We start from the raw sequence: 18,601 nt of genomic DNA on the forward strand, positions 1-18,601 counted from the left end.
AGCCTTTCGAGCTGTGGCGGGAGAGTTCTCCCGGCCATCACCGGGCAGGCGCCGTAGGAGCAAATCCTCCCCAGGAATCTCTCAGGCCCATGTACCGTCACGGCGAGGCGACTCTGGAAAGCAGTGCTGCTGAGGCGGCACTCACCGACGGTGCAAGCAGGCCCTGGCTGGGTTTGCGGAATCTCTCAGGTCCAATACAGAGCGGGGAGGGACCCGATCCATGCCGAGCCACCCGTGGCCGGCCAAACCTGGAGTTCCTCATGACGATTCAATCCCTGATGGCACCAGCCGCTGCACCGATCCCCGCGGAAGGACAGGCCTCCGGTTCCGGGGCCGCGTTGCCAGTCCGGATGCAGGTCAATCCCACCGAGGACGTGGCCGCGCTCGTCCAGGCGCACGCACCCGCAGGCACGGCCCTGACGGTGACCTGCCTGCCGCGCCAAGGTGTGGGGCCGACCATCCGGACAGCCATCGAGCTTGCTTACCTCGGCTTCGAAGTTGTCCCGCACCTGGCCGCGCGGAGCATCGAAAGCCGTGGGCAGCTGGCCGGTGTGGTCCGGAACTGCCACGATGCCGGGATCACCGAAGTGTTCGCCGTCGGCGGTGACGCAGGGCAGCCGGCCGGCCCCTACGACAGCAGCCTTCCGCTGCTGGAGGACCTCGCAGAGCTGTCCGGCGGCACCATCCGGGCAGGCGTGGCAGGTTACCCGGAAGGCCATCCCGGCCACAGCGAACTGCACATGCTGGATGCGCTGCTGGAAAAGCAGCATCTGGCATCCTCCGTGGTGACCCAGCTGTGCTTCTCAGCGCCCCGCATCCAGTGGTACGCCGAAACGCTCCATCGCGAAGGGGTGCGGCTGCCCGTCTGGGCCGGAGTTGCCGGCGCCGTTCCACGGGCGCAGCTCATTCGTGCCGCACTGAAAATCGGTGTGGGCCCGTCCCTCAAATTCCTGAATCGCAGGGGCCCGCTTGGCCGCCGCCTGCTCAAGGACGGCCTCTACTCGCCGCAGGCGATCCTTGCGGAGCTGGAAGCCGCCGGGGCGGTGAAGGGCGTCCATCTGTACACGTTCAACAACCTGGCGGGTGCCCGCAGCTAAGGACGAGCGGCCTGGGCGAACCACGTGCCGGGCGAAAAGTTCAGCATGCTTAGTGTTTGTCCACATAGGATGGATAAGCACGGCAGCCCACCCGCTGCAGGTCGATTTGAATGAAGGTGACCATGGCCAGGCGCAGCAATCCCGCAGTACGAATCGCACAGGAAACCGCCCACAACGCAATGTTCGATGCAGACGGCAAGCCCAAGCCCGGCGTCCACAACATGCTCCTGAAGGCAGTGCAGGTCCAACGGCCCTTGGTGGTTGCCTATATCCGCCGGCTCCAGAAGAAGCATCCGCGGGCCACCGCAGCGCAACTGGCAGACATCGCGGAGCGCGACTACCTGCGGGCGGTAGCCGGCGGGGGAGCCCTCGTGGGCGCCACCGCCGTCGTCCCGGGTGTGGGCACCGTCGCGTCGCTGGGACTTTCCGCGGCCGCGACCGTTGGCTTCCTGGAGGCGACAGCCCTCTACGCGACGTCGCTGGCGGAGCTCCACGGCATTCGCCTCACCAACCCTGAGAAGGCCGGCACCATGGTCATGGCCATCATGCTGGGCGAGGAGGGAACCGCCCTGCTGGGAACGCTGAGTGGACAGGCAGCCGGCGGAGCAAAGCCTGCGGACGTTTGGGGAAACGTGTTGTCCAGGTCTTCGATCCCGGGCTTCGGCAGCGTCCGGAAGCGGATCCAGAACGCCTTCCTCAAGAACCTTCTCAAGCGGCAGGGCACCGCCCTGTTCGGACGGGCCCTCCCGTTCGGCATAGGGGCGGTTGTGGGCGGAGCCGGTAACCTCGTGATGGGCCGTGCAGTGGCCAAGAACGCCAGGGAGGCGTTCGGACCCATGCCGGACACCATCCCCGGGGAGCTGACCGCGGCTGCCGGGGCGGACAACCTGACCCTGGAAGGCAACACCCTTGGATCTCAACGCTGACATAGGCCAATCATTCGGTTCCTGGACCGCGGGAGGCGATCCGGCGATGTTCCAGCTGGCCACAAGCGCCAACGTAGCCTGCGGCCTCCACGCGGGCGATCCCGTCACCATGCTGGACACCTGCCGGGCCGCTTACGAACTGGACGTCACCGTGGGTGCGCACCTCGGCTACCGCGATTTGGCCGGGTTCGGCCGGCGCTCGCTGGACATGAGCTTTGATGAGCTTTTCGGCGACGTGCTGTACCAGCTGGGCGCGCTCGACGGCGTCGCGCATGCCGTGGGCGCTTCGGTGGACTACGTGAAACCGCACGGTGCGCTGTATGACACGCTGATCCACGACGCCGAGCAGGCTTCCGCGCTCGTTGCGGCCGTGAACGCCTACGATCCCGGCCTGCCTATTTTGGGATTCCCCGGCTCGGAGCTGTTGAAGCAGGTCAAGGAGGCCGGCCACCCTGTGTTCACCGAGGCCTACGCCGACCGTGCCTACTTCGCTGACGGCACTTTGGTGCCGCTGTCGAGGGAAGACGCCATGCTGAACGACGTCGACGCGATCGTTGAGCGGGCCGTGCGGCTGGCTACCAGAGGCGAAGTGGTGGCCGTTGACGGTTCGGTGGTCAGGGTCCAGCCGGACTCCATTCGCCTGCCCGGCGGCAGCCCCGCAGCCGTAGAGGCGGCGGCCCGCATCCGGACTGCTCTTGAGGCCGCAGGCGTGGAGCTGGAGGCTTTCGCGTAGAAGGCGGAGGTGTGCTCACGACTCAGAGACCGACCGTTGTACTCTCCAGGGCCCGCATCATCCCGACGGCACTAAAGGCGTGGCCAGGAGTTCGGCCCATAGGGGATCGTCGGGGGAGAGGTCGCTGGGGTCTATGGATGCTTCGTCGTCGGGTTCCCACTGAGGGAGGTTTTCGAGGCTGGCTTCCAGGCACGGGCATGGGGCGGCTGCGTGCTCGTCCGCCTGCTTGGTTGCGCCTGTCGAGGTGTCCCGTTCCGAGGTGCCGCTGAACAGTGCCAGTAGCCATTGTGGCCAGTGGGTTGGTTCTGCGTCTTGTTGTTCTGGGTTGTAGTGGCGTCCGGTGGGTGAGGTCCAGCCGGGTGGTTCATTCTTGTTGGCCGGGCCGGGTGTCCATTGGCTGTGGTGTTTGAGTCGATGGTGTTTGGGGCAGAGCTGGGCCAGGTTGCTGACATCAGTGGTGCCGCCGTGTTCCCAGGCTTGGAGGTGGTCGGTGTCGTTGTCAGGGGTCTTGTTGGTGCAGCCGGGGAAGGTGCATTTGGCATCGCGCAGCCTGATCCAGTGTTTGATGGGGCCGGTGAGCCGGTAGTTCTTCCGGCCGATCTCCAGCGGTGCCCCGTCCCTTGGGTCGACCAGGACCCGGTAGAACGAGTCGGCCCCGTCCGCGACCAGCCTCCGCGCCATGGACGCCGGGATCGGTCCGAAACCATCCAGCATGGCTGGTTCGTCGGTGAGGCCGAGGAGGGCGAACACCGGCACCGTGACCAGGACGTCGGCCCGCGGGGCAGGGACCTTCCCGACCTCCGTGAATTTCCCGGTCTGTGTGGTGTTCCCAGTGCCGAGGAGCAGGGACGCGGCGATGTCGGGGCGGAGTTGGGTGAGGGTGCGGGGTTCGTCGGGGCCTTGGAGGCCGCGAGCGGTCGCGGTGGTCCGGTTCCAGATCGCGCACGCGGTGTCCCCGGGGAGGTAGAGCGAGACCCAGGCCATGCCGTCCGTGTCGGGGGTGTATTCCATCCGCCGATCAGCCACCCCCTTTACATGGCGTTTCTCGATCGATTCCGGGTGGTGGCGTTCCCGCCACCCACGGACCTTGGCCCGGAACCTGGACGGAACAAGGTCACCGGCGGCGGCGCCACGGGCAGGGTGGGGTGCGTCGGGGTCGAAGAAGTGCGCCACCAACGCAGCCGCGGACTCAGGGGTAAGGCCTTCGGTTTCGTCCGCCACGATGCGGGCGTGCTGCCACGACATCGCCCCGGCGGCCAGCGTCTCGAAGGCCAGCGGGAGGGAACAGACCCGCCGTGACTGCTCCACCAACGCCCCCGCAGCCGCGGAGCTGATGGCCAGGACCCCGGCGATCTCCTCCACCACCGACATCCGCACATAAGTGCAGTCCGTAACGGAGGCGTCAGGCGGAGTCAGCGCCTCCTGGAACCCAACCGACTCGGCGGCATCCCGTGCTTTGACCGCGGCGAGCTGCGCCTCCAGCCGGGCCGCAACCTCCAACCGTTCCAGCCGGATCTCATACCGCCGCTGCAACACATCAACACCGGAACCAACGGCGGTCATTGCAGCATCTTCCAGGTTCTGGTCCTCAAAAGTGAGCCCATCCAGGGCAGCAACAGAGGCACGAACACCCTCCAAAACCACCCCAACACCACCGCCGATTCCCATACCCACATCATCCAACGACCCACTGACATTTAGGCCGGAAGCCGTGGCCGCCAGCCCCTCTGCAGCGGACGGCGCCCTGACCCGCTAACCCGCCTGCCGCCGTCGTGCGCATTCCCGCTGCGCAGGCTCCTCCCCGCACCCCAAATACCCCGTGCGAAAATGAACCTGCGCAGCGAAAAGGAATGCACGCAGCTAAAAGGCATACCCGCAGCGAAAAGGAATCTGCGCCGCGAAAAATCCCGAAGGGGACTACCCGAAAATCAGCTGCGCCACCGTGAAGATCGCCAACCCGGCCAGGGACCCCACCACTGTGCCGTTGATGCGGATGAACTGCAGGTCCTTGCCCACCTGGAGCTCGATCTTCTGCGAGGTTTCCTCGGCATCCCAGCGCGCAACCGTATCCGTGATGACTCCGGCGATGTCGGAGCGGTAGGTCCGGACCAGGTATCCCGCGGCGTCGCCGATCCAGGCGTTGACCTTGCCGGCCAGCTCGGGATCGTCCACCAGCCGCGACCCAAAATCGCGGACGGCTGCCTTGAACTTGATGGTGAGTTCGCTGTCCGGATCGTCCACGGCACCCAGCAGCGCGTTCTTCACGGTGCCCCAGGTCCGGGACGCCAGCTCGCGCACCTCGGGATCGCCCAGCACCTGCGCCTTGATGTCCTCCGCGCGGGCAATCATCGCCGGATCGTGCTGCAGGTCCTGTGCGAGGTCGTTCAGGTACTTGTCGATCGACTGGCGCACCTGGTGGCGGGGGTCGGCCTGGACGGCCCGCACGAACTTGAGGATTTCGAGGTAGACCTTGTCGCCCACCAGGCCATCCACGAACTGCGGAACCCAGGTGGGGGAGCGGTCGGACACCAGGCGGGTGACGGTCTCGTGGTTGTCATCCACCCAGTCCGCGGCGCGGTCCACCAGCAGGTCCACCAGCGTGTGGTGGTGCCCGTCATGGAAAACCCGCTCCGCCAGCCTGCCCACCGGCGGTCCCCACGGCGGAGCGAGGAGGTGCTTGCGGACCATGCCCTCGATGACGGCCTGGACGTCGTCGTCATTCAGAACCTTGAACGCGCCACGGATCACCGCAGCACCCTCCTTGGCCACCCGGTCGGCCCCACCCGGTGCCGAAAGCCAAACACCTGCCCGGCGGGCGATGTTGACGCTGGCCAGCTTGTCCTGGACCACCTGTTCGGAGAGGAAGTTGGTCTCCACGAATTCACCCAGGGAGGCGCCGATCTGGTCCTTGCGGCGCGGGATGATGGCGGTGTGCGGAATCTTGATGCCCATGGGGTACTTGAACAGGGCGGTCACCGCGAACCAGTCAGCCAGTGCGCCCACCATGCCGCCCTCCGCCGCCGCACGCACGTACTGCAGCCACGGATACTCCTTCTGCAGGGCGAACGCGAAGACGAAAATCACGGCCATGGCGATCAGCAGGCTCAGCGCCAGCAACTTCATTTTCCGCAGCGCTGCCGCTTTTTCGGCGTCACCGGCGCCAAGCTGGCGGGTTACGACGGCGCCTGCCGGCATAGTGCCCGGCTGCGGCTCCCGCGCTGGTTCGGTGGGTGGTTGCTGCGTGGTTGGCCCAGTAGTTGCCTCAGAGTTCACCTGCATGTGCCAAGCCTAGCCCTGAAGGTGGGGGCCGGTCGGCTACCGTGTGTCCATGACAATTGACGAGTCAGTGCCCCAGCGGCCGCTGGTCTTTGCCCACCGCGGTTCCAGCGGCACCTATGCCGAACACACCCGCGCCGCCTACCTCCAGGCCCTGGCCGACGGCGCCGACGGAGTTGAGTGCGACGTCCACCTGACGCGCGACCAGCACGTGGTCCTGCTCCACGACGCCAACCTTGACCGCACCTCGGACGGAACAGGACCGGTGGCCGAACGGACACTGGAGGAGCTGCGCCAGCTGGATTTCTCGTCCTGGAAGGGCGTCCGCATTCCTGAAGCGTTCGGGGCGCGCTCCGAACAGCTCCTGACCCTAACGGAACTGCTGGACATCCTTCGCGGCGCGGGCCGGCCCGTGAAGCTGGCCATAGAGCTCAAACATCCCAGCCCCTACCAGCTCAAACTGGAGGACCGGGTCCTGGAGGTTCTGCGCAGCGAGGGCTGGGAACCGCAGAGCTCAACCGTGGACAACGTGGCCGTGACGTTCATGAGTTTCAGCCCGGACTCAGTCCGGCACCTGCTCCTCTCGGTACCGCCGCAGTACATTTGCCAGCTGGTGGACGACCTCACCATCCATGAGATCCGTGGCGGATTGGGGGTTGGGCCGATTACCGGGGGCGCCATCGCGAACCTGATGAAAGCCACCCAGCTGGAGGGCGAACGGATCCTGGACGACTGCGAGGTGGGCATGGCCGGCCCCGGCATCGAATACGTCCGTGAACGCCCCGGGACAGTCCGCCGCTGGCTGGACTCCGGCCGCCGCTTCAGGGTGTGGACCGTGGACTCCCCTGAGGACGTCTCGCTCTGCCGGGAACTGGGCATCCAGGAGATCACCTCCAACGTGCCGGCGCGTGTCCTCGAACAGCTCCACGTGCCCGCACCGCAGGGAAAGTAGCGCGGACATGGGTACCCCCGGCATACCCTCCGCGCCCCGGTGGTGGGCGGGGAAGCTCGACGTCGAAGGGCTGGCGCTGCAGTCGGTGGAAGCCGCGGCCCAGGCGCTGAACGTGTTCTCAGGAACGCCCGGCCGCTTCAGCACCACACCCGAACTCACCGCGCCCGCTTTCGATTCCTTCGGCCACCTGCGGATTGCGGGGCGCAAGCCGCAGGGTTTCGCGCCCCTGTCCGGCTTCCGGCAGACCGCCGACGGCTGGATCCGGCTGCACGCAAACTATCCGCACCACGAACAGCGGCTCCTGCGCGCGCTGTCTGCCAGCACTGCGGCGGATGTGGACAGGAAACTCCGCTCCATGGCCGCGCTGGACGCCGAGGCCGCCATCCAGGAACAGGGAGGGATTGCCGGAGCCGTTCGGACCCGCGGTGAATGGCTCGCAACGGAAATGGGGCGGGCGGCCGGCTCGGGACCATGGATCGCGGTGGAGTATCCGGACGGCACTACCAGTGGCTTCGGACTGCAGGACGCTGCCGCGGCAACAGGCGCCGGTTCCGGCGCGGGACACGGCGCCAGGGACCTGCCGCTGGCCGGGGTGCGGGTCCTGGACCTGACGCGGGTCATCGCCGGTCCGGTCGCTACCCGGCTGCTGGCCGCGCTCGGGGCAGACGTCCTGCGGATCGACCCGGCCGCCTTTCCCGAGATCCAGGACCAGTTCGTGGACACGGCGTTCGGCAAGCGCAGCGCAGTACTCGACCTGGGGGCGGCGGCAAACCGGAAGGACCTCCAGCAGCTGCTGGCCAGGGCGGATGCCGTGGTCAGCGGCTACCGGCACGGTGCCCTGGACCGGTTTGGACTCAACCCCGCGGAGCTGCTGGCAGCAAGGCCGGAACTGGTGGTGGTCACCTTGGACAGCTGGGGAAGCGCGGGACCCTGGAGCAGCCTGCGCGGCTTCGACAGTATTGTCCAGGCCGCCTGCGGAATCGCCCACGCCTACGGATTGGAGGACGACGGCGGGTGGCGCCCGGGTGCGCTGCCGGTCCAGGCGCTGGACCACGCCACAGGCTACGGGGTGGCCGCGGCCGCCGTCCGCCTTCTGGCTGCGCGCCTTCGGACCGGGCTGGGCGGTGCCGCGCACCTGTCGCTGGCCCGCACTGCGGAGGCGCTGTTTTCCCTGACCGGTACGCAAAACGCGGGCGGCCCGGATAACCCAACCAGCACGGAAAGCCCTGCTGAACTTCAAGCCCCCGAACACCGGTCCGTGGCCAGCAGCTATGGGGAACTTCGCTACGTGGGCCCGCCCCTGCTTGACGCGGGACATCCCCTGGATTTCCCGTCACCGCCGCCACCGTATGGGAGCTCGCGGCCCGCGTGGCTGTGAAACCACGCAGGGGCAGAGCAGTGACGCCGACACCGGTGTGCCCCTGCCGCCCGCGGTGCCCACCCTCGCCGCGACGCCGACACCGGTGTGCCCCTGCCGCCGGCCCTTGGACGCCGGTTTCTGCGCCGTGCTTTGGCTGTGGTTGAGTGGTTCCATGTCTTTTCCCAGGTCCCGCACCGCTGCTGAGGGCTGGTCCGCTCCGTCCCATTTCATCCAAGGGCCGGCCCTGCGGCACGTGTCCGCAGCGGCCATGGGAGCCCTCCTCCTGGCCAGCGCCGGCAAGCATTTCCGGGACCCAGGTTTCTACCGTGACGTCGTTCCCGAATACCTGTGCCGGCAGGACCCGGCGCCCGGCGAACCCCGCAACGGCACACCCCAGCATCCGTGGGCCGTCCTCTCCAGAGACGAATGGATCGCCCTGAGCGGCCTGCTGGAGCTCGCCGCCGCCGTCGGAATCCTGCTCCCACCCACCCGAAAGCCCACGGCCACTGCCCTCACTGCCATGTTCACGGCATTCCTTGCCGGGCATGTGGACGCCCTCTTGAGGGCGTATGGGCCGCAGGGCACTCCCCGGCGACGGAAGATCCATGCCGTGCGGCTTCCCCTCCAGGGGCCGCTGATCCTGTGGGCGTGGAGGCTGCGAAGAGCCGCCGGGCCCGCGGGCAAGCCGGGAGGCCGGGGGTGAAGCTGCTGGCTTCGCCGGCGGTGAAGGTGGGCATCTCCATCAGCATTGCCACCGGTCTTTACGGCATCTCGTTCGGCGCGCTGGCGGTAACGTCCGGGCTCACCTTCTGGCAGACCATGGCGTTGAGCCTGCTCCTCTTCAGCGGCGGCTCCCAATTCGCGTTCATCGGGGTGGTGGCAGGGGGCGGTTCCGGCGTCGCGGCAATGAGCGCGGCGACCCTCCTGGGCATGCGCAACGGCATCTACGGCATGCAGCTGAACGCGCTGCTCCGGCCCACCGGCTGGCGCAAGTACATCGGGGCGCAACTGACCATCGACGAGTCCACGGCCACCAGCACGGGCCAGACGGACCCGGCCGAACAGCGCCGCGGCTTCTGGACAGCGGGTGTTGGGGTCTACGTGCTCTGGAACCTCTTCACGGCAGTGGGCGCGCTGGCCGGCAGCGGGTTGGGCGACCCCAAGCAGTGGGGCCTTGACGGGGCAGCCGTCGCAGCCTTCCTGGCGCTGCTCTGGCCCCGGCTCAAAGGACGCGAGCCGATAGCCATCGCCGTGGTTTGTGCCGTGGCTACGGTGGTTGCCGTTCCCTTTGTCCCGGCGGGCGTGCCCATCCTGGTGGCCGCCGTCGTCGCCGCGGTGGTGGGCTGGTTCAGCCACGGGCGGCGCGACGAAGGCCTTGAGCCCGACGTCGAACCCTACGCCGAACACCGCCACGGCCATCACCCGGAGGAGGGGGCGTGACGTTGTGGATCTGGCTGCTCATCGCCTGCCTGCTCGCCTATGCCTGGAAACTGGTGGGCTACCTCGTCCCCGCCAAACTCCTTGAGGACCCGCGCACCTCACGCATTGCGGGAACCATGACGATCGGCCTGCTCGCCTCGCTGACGGTGGTGAACGCCGTGGTGTCGGGACAGGGGCTTGCCGCGGATGCCAGGCTGGGAGCGTTGGCCGCGGCCGCAATCGCCCTGGTACTGCGGGCTCCATTCCTGGTGGTAGTGATCGCCGGAGCGGGCACGGCGGCGCTGCTGCGGATGCTGGGGTGGAACTGATCCGGTAAATCCCCGCCAAGGCAGGGTAACCCGGGTCACATTTTTGCGCAGGTGCCGGTTGTAGTATGAAAGCGGCTTATGCAGTTGGCCATGGAATTCCTTATCGAACGGCAACCATGGAAAATCAGCTGCACTCAGCGGGTGGCTTGGCGGGCAGGCTCCGCCAAAAGAACGCCCGACGGCGGGCGGGCCTTCCCGCCAAACGGTTCTTCAGGCGCTTTTCCGGACTTTCGGACGTGCCGGAAGAGGAACTGGAAATTCTCTCCCAACGGCTGCGGGCGGCACTCGACGTGGATCCGTCGTCGCCCGTTCCTGCCCTGCAGGCCCTGCTGCGGGAGGAAAACCGCAGGCGGGCAGACACAGCCCAGGCCTAGTGGCCCAACATTCCGGCAGCCATCTGTGATGCACTGGAAGAGAGGCAGCCCACACCCAGGCGGCCACCAAAGGAGGATTCGAGATGGACGAACAGTCACGGCCGGTTGAGCCGCAGGGCGGCCAGGGTACCGAAGATACCGGCAGGAACGCCAGGGGAGAGCAAGGCGCCGGGGCGCCGGCCGCAGAACAGCCCGCAAAATCCCGGGCCAACTACCTGGACCCCCGTGGCTCGGAATCAACGCGCGAGCTGCGGGATACCGCCAGGCGGCGGCGGGATGCCGAAGAGAAGCTCCAGCAGCACCTGATGGAAGCCAAGGAGCACGTTCCCAACGAATTCCACGAGCACCCCGGCCACGGCTACCAGGGTCACGGCCACGCCGAGCATGGTCACGCGGACGCTGGGCATGCCAGTGAATCCCACGCCGGGGACAGCCCGGCCGACGAAAACGGTGCGGACAAAGCCTGACCCTGCGAAGGGAATCGGAATGAGCGGGTAGCTAGGCTACCCCGTGGGCCGCACCGTCAGGGGAGACAGACCTGCGGCCGCATTCCTCCACGCCCATTTCGTACCAGACCTGGGCGCCAAATTCCGGCTCGGAGGTATCGAGGTTTTGGTACAGCGCGTCAAGGAGCTCCACCAGCTCCGCCGTCGTGAGCCCGGGCAGGACTTCTTCCGGTCCGAGGGGATCAGTGAGGTAGTGGAGAAGCTTCGAATGGTTCATTGCAGTGCAGCCGTTGCTTGGGGGCCAGGCGCGAAGTGCATGGGTCGCTCCAACATGGAAGTGCCGAGGCTGGCTGCCTAACCCCACCTTCGAGTCTATTGCACGTACCTCCTGGTAACAATGGACCCCGCTCGTAGCCGGCGGTCCCGGCCGGCATGCTTGCTCCGGCAGGCTATTCGGCCCGGGCGCCGGGCTGGCCCTGCGTGGTGGTGAAACCAGGTGCGGCGGGGACGGGCACGAACACCGGAAGCGGGCGCGTGGGCCGGACTGTGCGGATGGCATCCTCCACCAGCGCAAGCGGCCTGCGCCAGGCGTCGGAACCCGGTTCCATGGTGTCCACCACACCGATCAGCATGGCCAGCAGCCGGAACATATCCGTCATCGAAATATCCGGCCGCAGGCTCCCCTGGCCCTGCCCGCGGACCAGCAGCACTCCCATGGACTCCATCAGCGAGCCCGTGATCCCGGTGAGGAGCTCGCGCCGGCCCGCCACCGCACACAGCAGGTTGGCGTCGTCGCTTGCTGCGGCCATCAGGGCTTCGAGGACGCGCAACATCCCTGCGGCAGCATCGATATCGGCAAGGGCGCCGTCCATGACGGGATCAACGGTCAGCCGGAGCTGCCGGTTGAGCGCCGCCAGCACCAGTTCCTCCTTGTCAGCGAAATTTCGGAACAGGGTTGCCGGGCCAACGCCGGCGGTAGTCGCGATGGTCTGGAGCGGCACCTCCGGGCCGAACTCGCGGAAGCACTGGCGCGCCGCAGTGATGATCTTATCCACGTTCCGCGCTGCGTCTGCGCGGAGGGGCTTTCGGGCGACTGCGAGGCTCATGCCAAAAAGGGTAGCAACGGAGCCTGCCGCCACCATGGTTACTTCGGGGTAGCCGCTTATGTGACGCAGCCGGCCGGTGCCCCGCCATGTGGCCGCCCGCTGCCGCGTGCGAGACTGGGGAGCATGTTGCTTGCATTTTCAGTTGCCCCGTCAGGCGTCCCCTCTGAGGGCTCCAGGCCCAACGACGCGTCAGTGCACGATGCCGTTGCGGCCGCAGTGAAGATCGTCCGCGAGTCCGGGCTGCCCAACAAAACCGACTCCATGTTCACCACCATTGAAGGCGAATGGGACGAAGTGTTCGACGTGGTCAAGCGCGCCACCGAAGCCGTGGGACGCTACGGAAGCCGCGTTTCGCTGGTGATCAAGGCAGACATCAGGCCCGGCTACAGTGGCGAGCTGACGGCGAAGGTCGACCGCCTGGAAGACGCGCTGGCACAGGAGCCCTAACCGTTTTTCAAGGGGCCGGATTGTCTGGACCGCCGGGGCGCCGCGTGCCAAACTGTGGCAATGTTCGAGCACAAACCCCGGCCGGAATGGGTTGCCACCGAGGAGTTCCTGTCCGACGCAGTGGTGCATCCGGACCGTGGCGTCCAGCAGGCAATCCGCGCCGCCGCGGAGGCCGGGATGCCCCCCATCGAGGTGGCGCCGAACGCGGGGAAGCTCCTCAAGCTCCTGGTCCAGCTCACAGGTGCGCGGCGCATCCTGGAGATTGGGACGCTCGCGGGCTACAGCACCATCTGGATGGGCCGGGGACTTCCGCATAACGGCACGCTGGTGACCTGCGAATACCTACCGCAACATGCGGAGGTGGCGTGGGCCAATATTGACGCGGCCGGCCTGGGCGAGCGGGTGGAAATCCGGCTGGGCCCTGCGCTGGAAACCTTGGCTGCCCTCGAGGAAGAGGAACGGGAGCCGTTCGACTTCATCTTCATTGACGCCGACAAGGAGAACAACAGCCGCTACCTGGACTTCGCTGTCCGGCTCGGCAGGCCCGGAGCAGCAGTGGTCCTGGACAACACCATCTGGGAAGGCGCCGTCCTGGACCCGGATATCGACCCCGTCAACGCGCCCGGCATCATCGACGCCCTCAAGCTGCTGGGCGATCACCCTCGGCTGGACGCCACGGTAATCCAGACCGTCGGCTCCAAGGGCTGGGACGGGTTCGCCCTGGCGCGCATCCTGCCGAAAAATAGTAAGTAAGCTGTTGAGATGCATCCGGTGCCACCGGACACCTTTCATGGAGGACGTACTTGCCAGCGACAATTACCCCCGTGCTCCTGGGCTCCACTCCCGCCGGGCTCTCCCCGTGGTTCCCAATCCTTGACTCGGCCGGCGGTGCTGCCGGTGACGTGCCCGCCCTGCTGGACCTTGCCGTGGACGCAGGGCACACCTGGCCGCGACCGGGTGAGGGGCGCACCACGATGTTGTGGGAGCTCCTGGCCTCCGTCGCCGCCATTGACGTGGCAGCCGCCAGGGTGTTTGAGCCGCACCTCGACGCCGTCGCCATCCTCGCCCAAGCCGCCACTGCGTCACCGGCGAACCATCCAGTGCCGGAAGGGGCCGCAGACGCATCGTGGGGCGTCTTCGCCGCGGAGGCACCCAACGCCCGGCTCGAGGCGCGCTCCATAGGCACCGGGGTGGTCCTCGACGGGACCAAGCCCTGGTGTTCACTTGCCGGGAGCCTGGACTGCGCCGTCATCACGGCCCACACGGACGACGGCGGCAGGGCGGCTTTCGCTGTCAGCCTTCGCCACCCAGGGGTGGAATGCGAGGAACCGGCATGGATCGCACGCGGGCTCCGGGAGATACCGAGCGGAAGCGTGCACTTCGACCAGGTCCCGGCAACACCCGTGGGAGGTGCCGGCTGGTACCACAGCCGGCCCGGATTCGCCTGGGGCGGGATGGGCGTTGCTGCCTGCTGGCTGGGCGGCGCCGTAGGGGTTGCGCGGGACTTCCGGGACGGCCTGCTGGCCGGTGCCGAGATCGGCCGGGAACCGGACCAATTGGCGCTCGCGGCCTTGGGGGAGGTGGACCGGACCATCACGGCCGCCCTCCAATATCTTGCCCGCACCGCGGCCCGCATTGACGACGGGTCGCTCAGTGCCGACGGGAACCAAAGCACCTGGAGCGAGGCCCAGCGCGTCCGCGGAACTGTTGCCGCCGCCGTCGAACGTGTCCTTCACCTGGTGGGGACCAGCCGTGGTCCCGGGCCGCTCGCCTTTGACGGAAAGTATGCCAAGAGGATGGCGGACCTGGCCCTCTACGTCCGGCAGCATCACGGTGCGCGGGATGATGCCCAGCTGGGCCGGCTCGTGCTGAAAGGGGACTGCCCGTGGTGACCTTTTCGCACACGGACGACGGCACCAGTGAAGCGGCCTGGGCCCGGAGCAGGCTGGCTGTGGCGCCTGAGCTGCCGCTCGATCCGGCCGAATTGTCGGGCATGCGGTTCGTTGTCCTGGCTGCGCATCCGGACGACGAAACCCTTGGTGCCGGTGGCCTGATGGCCTCGTTGGTGGCCCTGGGCGCCGAGGTGGAAGTGGTGCTCTGCACGGCGGGGGAGGGATCGCATCCGGAGTCGCCCAGCACCACCCCGGAACAGTTGGCTTCCGTCCGGCTCACCGAGTTCTCGGCGGCCCTGGACGTCCTCGGCCTGGCGGACCGCTGGACGTTTCTCGGGCTGCCGGACCGGGGACTGGCCGGCCATGCGGACGCGATTGCCGGCGCCATCCGGGACGCTGCGCGGCGGCTGCCCGGCAGCCGGGACCGGCTGGCCCTCGTGGCGCCATACCGGGCCGACGGCCACGGTGACCATGACGCGCTGGGGGCGGCAGCGGCACACATCGCCAACCGCGACGGCCACGCCCTCCTGGAATATCCCATCTGGTTCTGGCACTGGGCCACACCACGCTACCTGGAGCGGCAGCCTTGGGTCCGCTTCCATCTCGATGAATCCGCCCGCCGGGCCAAAAAGCGGGCCATGGAGGAGCACGCAACGCAAGTGCAGCCGCTGTCACCCCTTCCGGGGGACGAAACCCTGCTCAGCGAGGCGTTCTTGAAGCACTTCGCGCGAAGCTATGAGGTCTTCGCCTGGACGCCGGCGCCCGGTTCATCCGGCCGGCTGCATTCCAGCAGGGACGCCGAGGAGGTTTTCGACAGCGTCCACGACGGGTCCGAGGATCCCTGGAACTATGGCAAAAGTTGGTACGAGCGCCGCAAACGCGCCCTCACGCTGGCCGCACTTCCGGAGGAATCCTATGGACGCGGCCTGGAAGTGGGTTGTTCCATCGGCACCCTGACGGCCGCGTTGGCTCCGCGGTGCCGCAGCCTCCTGGGGGTGGATGCCAGCGGAACCGCTGTGCGCCGCGCCGGGGAACTGCTGGCGGGGACGCCAGGGGCCCGGGTCGAGCAGCGTGTGCTGCCCGGGTCCTGGCCAGGAGGAACGTACGACCTGGTGGTGGTCTCCGAAGTGGGCTACTACCTGGCGCCGGCCGAGCTGGCGCAGCTGTGGGACAGGGTGGAGGCGTCCCTGGAACCTGGCGGAACCCTGCTCCTGTGCCACTGGCGGCACCCCATCGAAGGGTGGGAGCTCGACGGGGATACTGTCCACTCCCTGGCGCGGCAGCGGTTCGGATGGCGGACGGCCGGGCACTACCAGGAACGCGACTTTGTGCTTGAAGTCCTGGTTGCTCCGGGCGGGAAGCCCGGATGAGCTGGACTGCTCCGGGCAACGCCGATCCCTTGCCACCGGTCGGCCAGGGAAACCACGGCATCCGGCAGGTTGCGGTGGTCATTCCGGCCCACAACGAGGAGCAGCACCTCGAACGGGCTCTCACCGCGGTCAGGCGCGCGGCAGACCGGGCCGAGTCGGAAGTGCCGGACCTTACAGTGCGCGTGGTCGTTGTCCTGGACGGTTGCACGGACCGGTCCGCGGCGGTGGCCGCCGATGCAGTTGCCGGTGACCCGCGGTGCGTGCTGCTTCCCGTGACGTTCGGGAGCGTGGGCAAGAGCCGGCAGGCCGGTGTCCGGGCTGCACTGGATCACGCCACCGGGTCCGTGCAGGCGGGCGCGCCGGCAGATGGTGGTTCCATGCGGGAAATCTGGCTGGCCAACACAGATGCTGATTCCTGCGTTCCCGGGCACTGGTTGCTGCGGCAGCTGGAACTGGCCGCCGCGGGCTTCGATGTTGTCCTGGGCACCGTCCAGCCGGACCCCCACGGCATGCACCACGAGCTCCTCGCCCGCTGGCACGCCCGGCACACCAGCACCGAGAATCACCCCCATGTCTACGGTGCCAACCTCGGGGTCAGGGCTTCCTCCTACCTGGCGGCGGGCGGCTTCCCCGGCGTTGATTTCGATGAAGACCAGGCCCTGGTGGGCCGGCTGAGGCGCAGCGGCGCACGCATTGTTGCCACGGACACCACCCGGGTGCTCACGTCGGGACGGACTGCGGGGCGGGCACCGAAGGGGTTTGCTGCCTATCTCCTGGCACTCGCGCGGCCGTAGCGGCAGCGCGCTGAAGGCTGGGTGCGGAAAAGGGCTGCTGCCCTGCGGCAACAACCCTTTCCCTTTACGTACTTATCCGTGCGGCCGTTACCGACGTGTATGAAGGCTCCCTGCCGGGCCGGCGTCCCTGTCAGACCAGGTCCGGTGCGCTGGCAACGATGTAGTCAGCCGCGGCCGGCCCGGTCATGGACAGGTTATTGCTGTCCGGGTTGATGCCGGCGTGATGGAGGGCCTCCCAAAGGGTTGCCGGCGGCTGGAGCTCCGCCTTGTGCAGGAGGCACCAGCTTGTGTAGAGACCGTATAGCTCATCGCGTCGGAGACCCAGTCCGGGCTCCCTGTCCGCGATGACTGCTTCGGCAAGAAACTGTTCAAAATGGGTAGCAGGCATGTCCGCTCATAAATGGTTGACAGTAATCCCGCCGACTGCTTCAGCGGCCTTGCCGGTCTTCCGGGGAATTCCGGCGAGGTATTCAAGAAAGTATTGCAGTTCCACGTGCTTGTCCAGTTGGTCCAGGCGCGGTTGCGGTCTGTGGGGTTTGGTCCTGTACAGTGGCGCGCCGTCCGGCCATGAACGGTACAGGGATGGGCCTGAGGGGGCCGACGGTGACTGGGGGGACTGGCCTCGGTCTCAGAAGAGGCCATCTCACCGCCGACCCCGTATTGCCCCGGGTATGCTGCCTCCCGGGAAACCAAACAGGACCTCTAGGATGAATTTTCCTCCATCCTGAAGGTCCTGCCTAGTCCCTCTGCGCTGCGGTTGCGCCTGGCTGCTTAAGCGCTCCCGCCCCGCCGGATTCTGTCGTCGGACTCCCCGCTCCCGGCGCGCTGCTGCACCTTGTCGCGGACCCGGTCCCGGTGCCGCTCGCCTGGCCGGTCGCTGGCCTGGCCGACCCCGGCAGGCTGCCCGTCCCGGTCTTCGCTGGAGCCCTCCTGGCCATTATCCGAGGCATATTTTTCCCGGAGTTCGCGGCCGTGCTTGATGTCTTCTTCGATCTGCTTCTGCAGTTTCTCGCTCTTCTTGGTGTCCCGCGGAGGCAGCTGGATGGTTTCCTCGGCCTTGATCCCGGCCTGCAGCTCGCGGGCCCGTTCCATCTCGGCGTCAAACTCGGCACCGAAAAGAAGGGACATGTTCAGGATCCAAAGCCACAGCAGAGCGACGATGACGCCCCCGATGGCGCCGTAGGTCTTGTTGTAGCTGTTGGAGAACGCAACGTAAAAACCGAAAGCCAGCGACGCCAGCAGGAATACCGCCAGGGCGATGGCAGACCCCATGCTCATCCACCGAAATTTCGGCTGCTTGACGTTGGGGGTGGCGTAGTAAAGGATGGCGATCGCGACAATGATGAGCGCAAGCATCACCGGCCATTTGGCGATGTCCCAGGCCGCCAGGAAGGCGCCGCCGAGTCCGATCAGGTTTCCGACGGACTGTGCCACAGGGCCGCTCAGCACCAGCATCGCCGCGATCGCGACGACGATCAGGAGGTTGACGACAGTGACGCCGAGCATGGTGCCGCGTAGTTTCACGAAGGCACGGCCCTCATCAACTTCATAGACGCGGTTCATGGCCCGGCCGAAGGCTCCGACGTAGCCGGACGCCGACCAGAGGGCAGTGAGGAGACCGAGGATCAGGGTGAGGCCGGCGGCCGAGGAGCTGGCGAGGTCCTGGACCACTGGGCGGATCGTCTCCACGGTCTGCCCGGGGGCGAAACCCTGGACGATATCTAGTAGGGCGGACGTGGTCTTTTGCGGGTCCCCGAAGATTCCCAGGAGGGACACCAGCGCCAGCAGGGCCGGGAAGATCGACAGCACCGAATAGTACGTCAGGGCCGCTGCCAGGTCGGGGCACTGGTCCTTGGTGAACTCACGGAGAGTCTTCTTGGCGATGTACTTCCAGGACGGCTTTTCCAAGTCCCGCAGGTTCCCGGGTTTCCTGGAGTCGTTTGGATCCGGGGCCTGGTCCGCCTTGGCGGTACTGGTCTCGGATGTGTCGTGAGTGGCCATGGGGTGTCCTCTCAATCAGGGGGCCAAGCGGACAGGCCGGCCCGCGCATCGCGGTGCCGGCCTGCCGATCAAACTGTTG

Annotated in this window: 21 protein-coding genes and 1 riboswitch; of the genes, 15 read left to right on the forward strand and 6 right to left on the reverse strand. The window is 67.2% G+C overall.

Going from position 1 to position 18,601, the window contains the following annotated elements:
- Positions 1-7 precede the first annotated feature (7 nt).
- Positions 8-107: riboswitch (glycine riboswitch) on the forward strand.
- Between the two features lie 153 nt (positions 108-260).
- The 3 genes from ACFVTD_RS11720 (at position 261) to ACFVTD_RS11730 (ending at position 2,756) form a co-directional block, all read left to right on the forward strand.
- Positions 261-1,097: a methylenetetrahydrofolate reductase gene (locus tag ACFVTD_RS11720; RefSeq protein ID WP_387562703.1), complete on the forward strand. Its 837-nt coding sequence runs from the start codon at positions 261-263 to the stop codon at positions 1,095-1,097.
- Positions 1,098-1,219: 122 nt separating this feature from the next.
- Entirely contained in the window at positions 1,220-2,023 is an 804-nt protein-coding gene (locus tag ACFVTD_RS11725) for a hypothetical protein (RefSeq protein ID WP_387562706.1), read from the forward strand.
- Positions 2,007-2,756, forward strand: coding sequence for a LamB/YcsF family protein (locus ACFVTD_RS11730; protein WP_387562709.1), 750 nt, complete (start codon positions 2,007-2,009; stop codon positions 2,754-2,756). Before ACFVTD_RS11725 ends, ACFVTD_RS11730 begins: the two co-directional genes overlap by 17 nt.
- A gap of 57 nt (positions 2,757-2,813) precedes the next feature.
- On the opposite strand, the gene ACFVTD_RS11735 is transcribed toward ACFVTD_RS11730, so the two are convergent.
- Positions 2,814-4,424: an HNH endonuclease gene (locus ACFVTD_RS11735; protein ID WP_387562712.1), complete on the reverse strand. Its 1,611-nt coding sequence runs from the start codon at positions 4,422-4,424 to the stop codon at positions 2,814-2,816.
- Between the two features lie 249 nt (positions 4,425-4,673).
- Complete coding sequence (locus ACFVTD_RS11740) at positions 4,674-6,035, reverse strand: DUF445 domain-containing protein (protein ID WP_387562715.1); 1,362 nt, start codon at positions 6,033-6,035, stop codon at positions 4,674-4,676.
- Between the two features lie 49 nt (positions 6,036-6,084).
- Between ACFVTD_RS11740 and ACFVTD_RS11745 the strand changes: the two genes are divergently transcribed.
- The 7 genes from ACFVTD_RS11745 (at position 6,085) to ACFVTD_RS11775 (ending at position 10,933) form a co-directional block, all read left to right on the forward strand.
- Positions 6,085-6,984 (forward strand): glycerophosphodiester phosphodiesterase, encoded by a 900-nt coding sequence (locus tag ACFVTD_RS11745; protein WP_387562718.1) that lies wholly within the window; start codon positions 6,085-6,087, stop codon positions 6,982-6,984.
- Between the two features lie 7 nt (positions 6,985-6,991).
- Positions 6,992-8,362 (forward strand): CoA transferase, encoded by a 1,371-nt coding sequence (locus ACFVTD_RS11750; RefSeq protein ID WP_387562721.1) that lies wholly within the window; start codon positions 6,992-6,994, stop codon positions 8,360-8,362.
- A gap of 250 nt (positions 8,363-8,612) precedes the next feature.
- Positions 8,613-9,047, forward strand: coding sequence for a hypothetical protein (locus tag ACFVTD_RS11755; protein WP_387563584.1), 435 nt, complete (start codon positions 8,613-8,615; stop codon positions 9,045-9,047).
- Complete coding sequence (locus ACFVTD_RS11760; RefSeq protein ID WP_387562724.1) at positions 9,044-9,784, forward strand: AzlC family ABC transporter permease; 741 nt, start codon at positions 9,044-9,046, stop codon at positions 9,782-9,784. The genes ACFVTD_RS11755 and ACFVTD_RS11760 overlap by 4 nt, the downstream gene beginning before the upstream one ends.
- The gene (locus ACFVTD_RS11765) at positions 9,781-10,092 is read left to right on the forward strand and encodes an AzlD domain-containing protein (protein WP_387562727.1); all 312 of its coding nucleotides are present in this window, start codon (positions 9,781-9,783) and stop codon (positions 10,090-10,092) included. The genes ACFVTD_RS11760 and ACFVTD_RS11765 overlap by 4 nt, the downstream gene beginning before the upstream one ends.
- 236 nt (positions 10,093-10,328) lie before the next feature.
- Entirely contained in the window at positions 10,329-10,466 is a 138-nt protein-coding gene (locus tag ACFVTD_RS11770; RefSeq protein WP_387562730.1) for a hypothetical protein, read from the forward strand.
- 83 nt (positions 10,467-10,549) lie between these two features.
- On the forward strand, positions 10,550-10,933 hold the full coding sequence (locus tag ACFVTD_RS11775) for a hypothetical protein (protein WP_387562733.1): 384 nt from the start codon (positions 10,550-10,552) through the stop codon (positions 10,931-10,933).
- A gap of 31 nt (positions 10,934-10,964) precedes the next feature.
- Here ACFVTD_RS11775 and ACFVTD_RS11780 read toward each other — a convergent pair whose 3' ends face one another.
- Positions 10,965-11,189, reverse strand: a complete 225-nt coding sequence (locus tag ACFVTD_RS11780; RefSeq protein ID WP_387562736.1) for a hypothetical protein — start codon at positions 11,187-11,189, stop codon at positions 10,965-10,967.
- A gap of 172 nt (positions 11,190-11,361) precedes the next feature.
- Complete coding sequence (locus ACFVTD_RS11785; RefSeq protein WP_387562739.1) at positions 11,362-12,018, reverse strand: TetR/AcrR family transcriptional regulator; 657 nt, start codon at positions 12,016-12,018, stop codon at positions 11,362-11,364.
- A gap of 123 nt (positions 12,019-12,141) precedes the next feature.
- On the opposite strand from ACFVTD_RS11785, the gene ACFVTD_RS11790 reads away from it, so the two are divergent.
- From ACFVTD_RS11790 to ACFVTD_RS11810, 5 genes are read left to right on the forward strand one after another with little or no spacing between them, the layout of a single operon-like run.
- Positions 12,142-12,465 (forward strand): MTH1187 family thiamine-binding protein, encoded by a 324-nt coding sequence (locus ACFVTD_RS11790; protein ID WP_387562742.1) that lies wholly within the window; start codon positions 12,142-12,144, stop codon positions 12,463-12,465.
- Positions 12,466-12,525: 60 nt separating this feature from the next.
- Positions 12,526-13,218 (forward strand): O-methyltransferase, encoded by a 693-nt coding sequence (locus ACFVTD_RS11795; protein ID WP_387562744.1) that lies wholly within the window; start codon positions 12,526-12,528, stop codon positions 13,216-13,218.
- 50 nt (positions 13,219-13,268) lie between these two features.
- On the forward strand, positions 13,269-14,357 hold the full coding sequence (locus ACFVTD_RS11800) for a hypothetical protein (RefSeq protein WP_387562747.1): 1,089 nt from the start codon (positions 13,269-13,271) through the stop codon (positions 14,355-14,357).
- A complete protein-coding gene (locus ACFVTD_RS11805; protein ID WP_387562750.1) occupies positions 14,351-15,727 on the forward strand; it encodes a PIG-L family deacetylase in 1,377 nt (458 codons plus the stop codon). Before ACFVTD_RS11800 ends, ACFVTD_RS11805 begins: the two co-directional genes overlap by 7 nt.
- Positions 15,724-16,521, forward strand: a complete 798-nt coding sequence (locus ACFVTD_RS11810; RefSeq protein WP_387562753.1) for a glycosyltransferase — start codon at positions 15,724-15,726, stop codon at positions 16,519-16,521. The genes ACFVTD_RS11805 and ACFVTD_RS11810 overlap by 4 nt, the downstream gene beginning before the upstream one ends.
- A 130-nt stretch (positions 16,522-16,651) precedes the next feature.
- Here the strand turns inward: ACFVTD_RS11810 and ACFVTD_RS11815 are convergent, their stop codons facing one another.
- Together ACFVTD_RS11815 and ACFVTD_RS11820 are read right to left on the reverse strand one after the other, a co-directional pair.
- Entirely contained in the window at positions 16,652-16,909 is a 258-nt protein-coding gene (locus ACFVTD_RS11815) for a hypothetical protein (protein WP_387562756.1), read from the reverse strand.
- Between the two features lie 383 nt (positions 16,910-17,292).
- Complete coding sequence (locus ACFVTD_RS11820; RefSeq protein WP_387562759.1) at positions 17,293-18,522, reverse strand: YihY/virulence factor BrkB family protein; 1,230 nt, start codon at positions 18,520-18,522, stop codon at positions 17,293-17,295.
- Positions 18,523-18,601 lie beyond the last annotated feature (79 nt).

This window comes from Pseudarthrobacter sp. NPDC058119 (assembly GCF_042884655.1).
Taxonomy (GTDB): Bacteria; Actinomycetota; Actinomycetes; order Actinomycetales; family Micrococcaceae; genus Arthrobacter.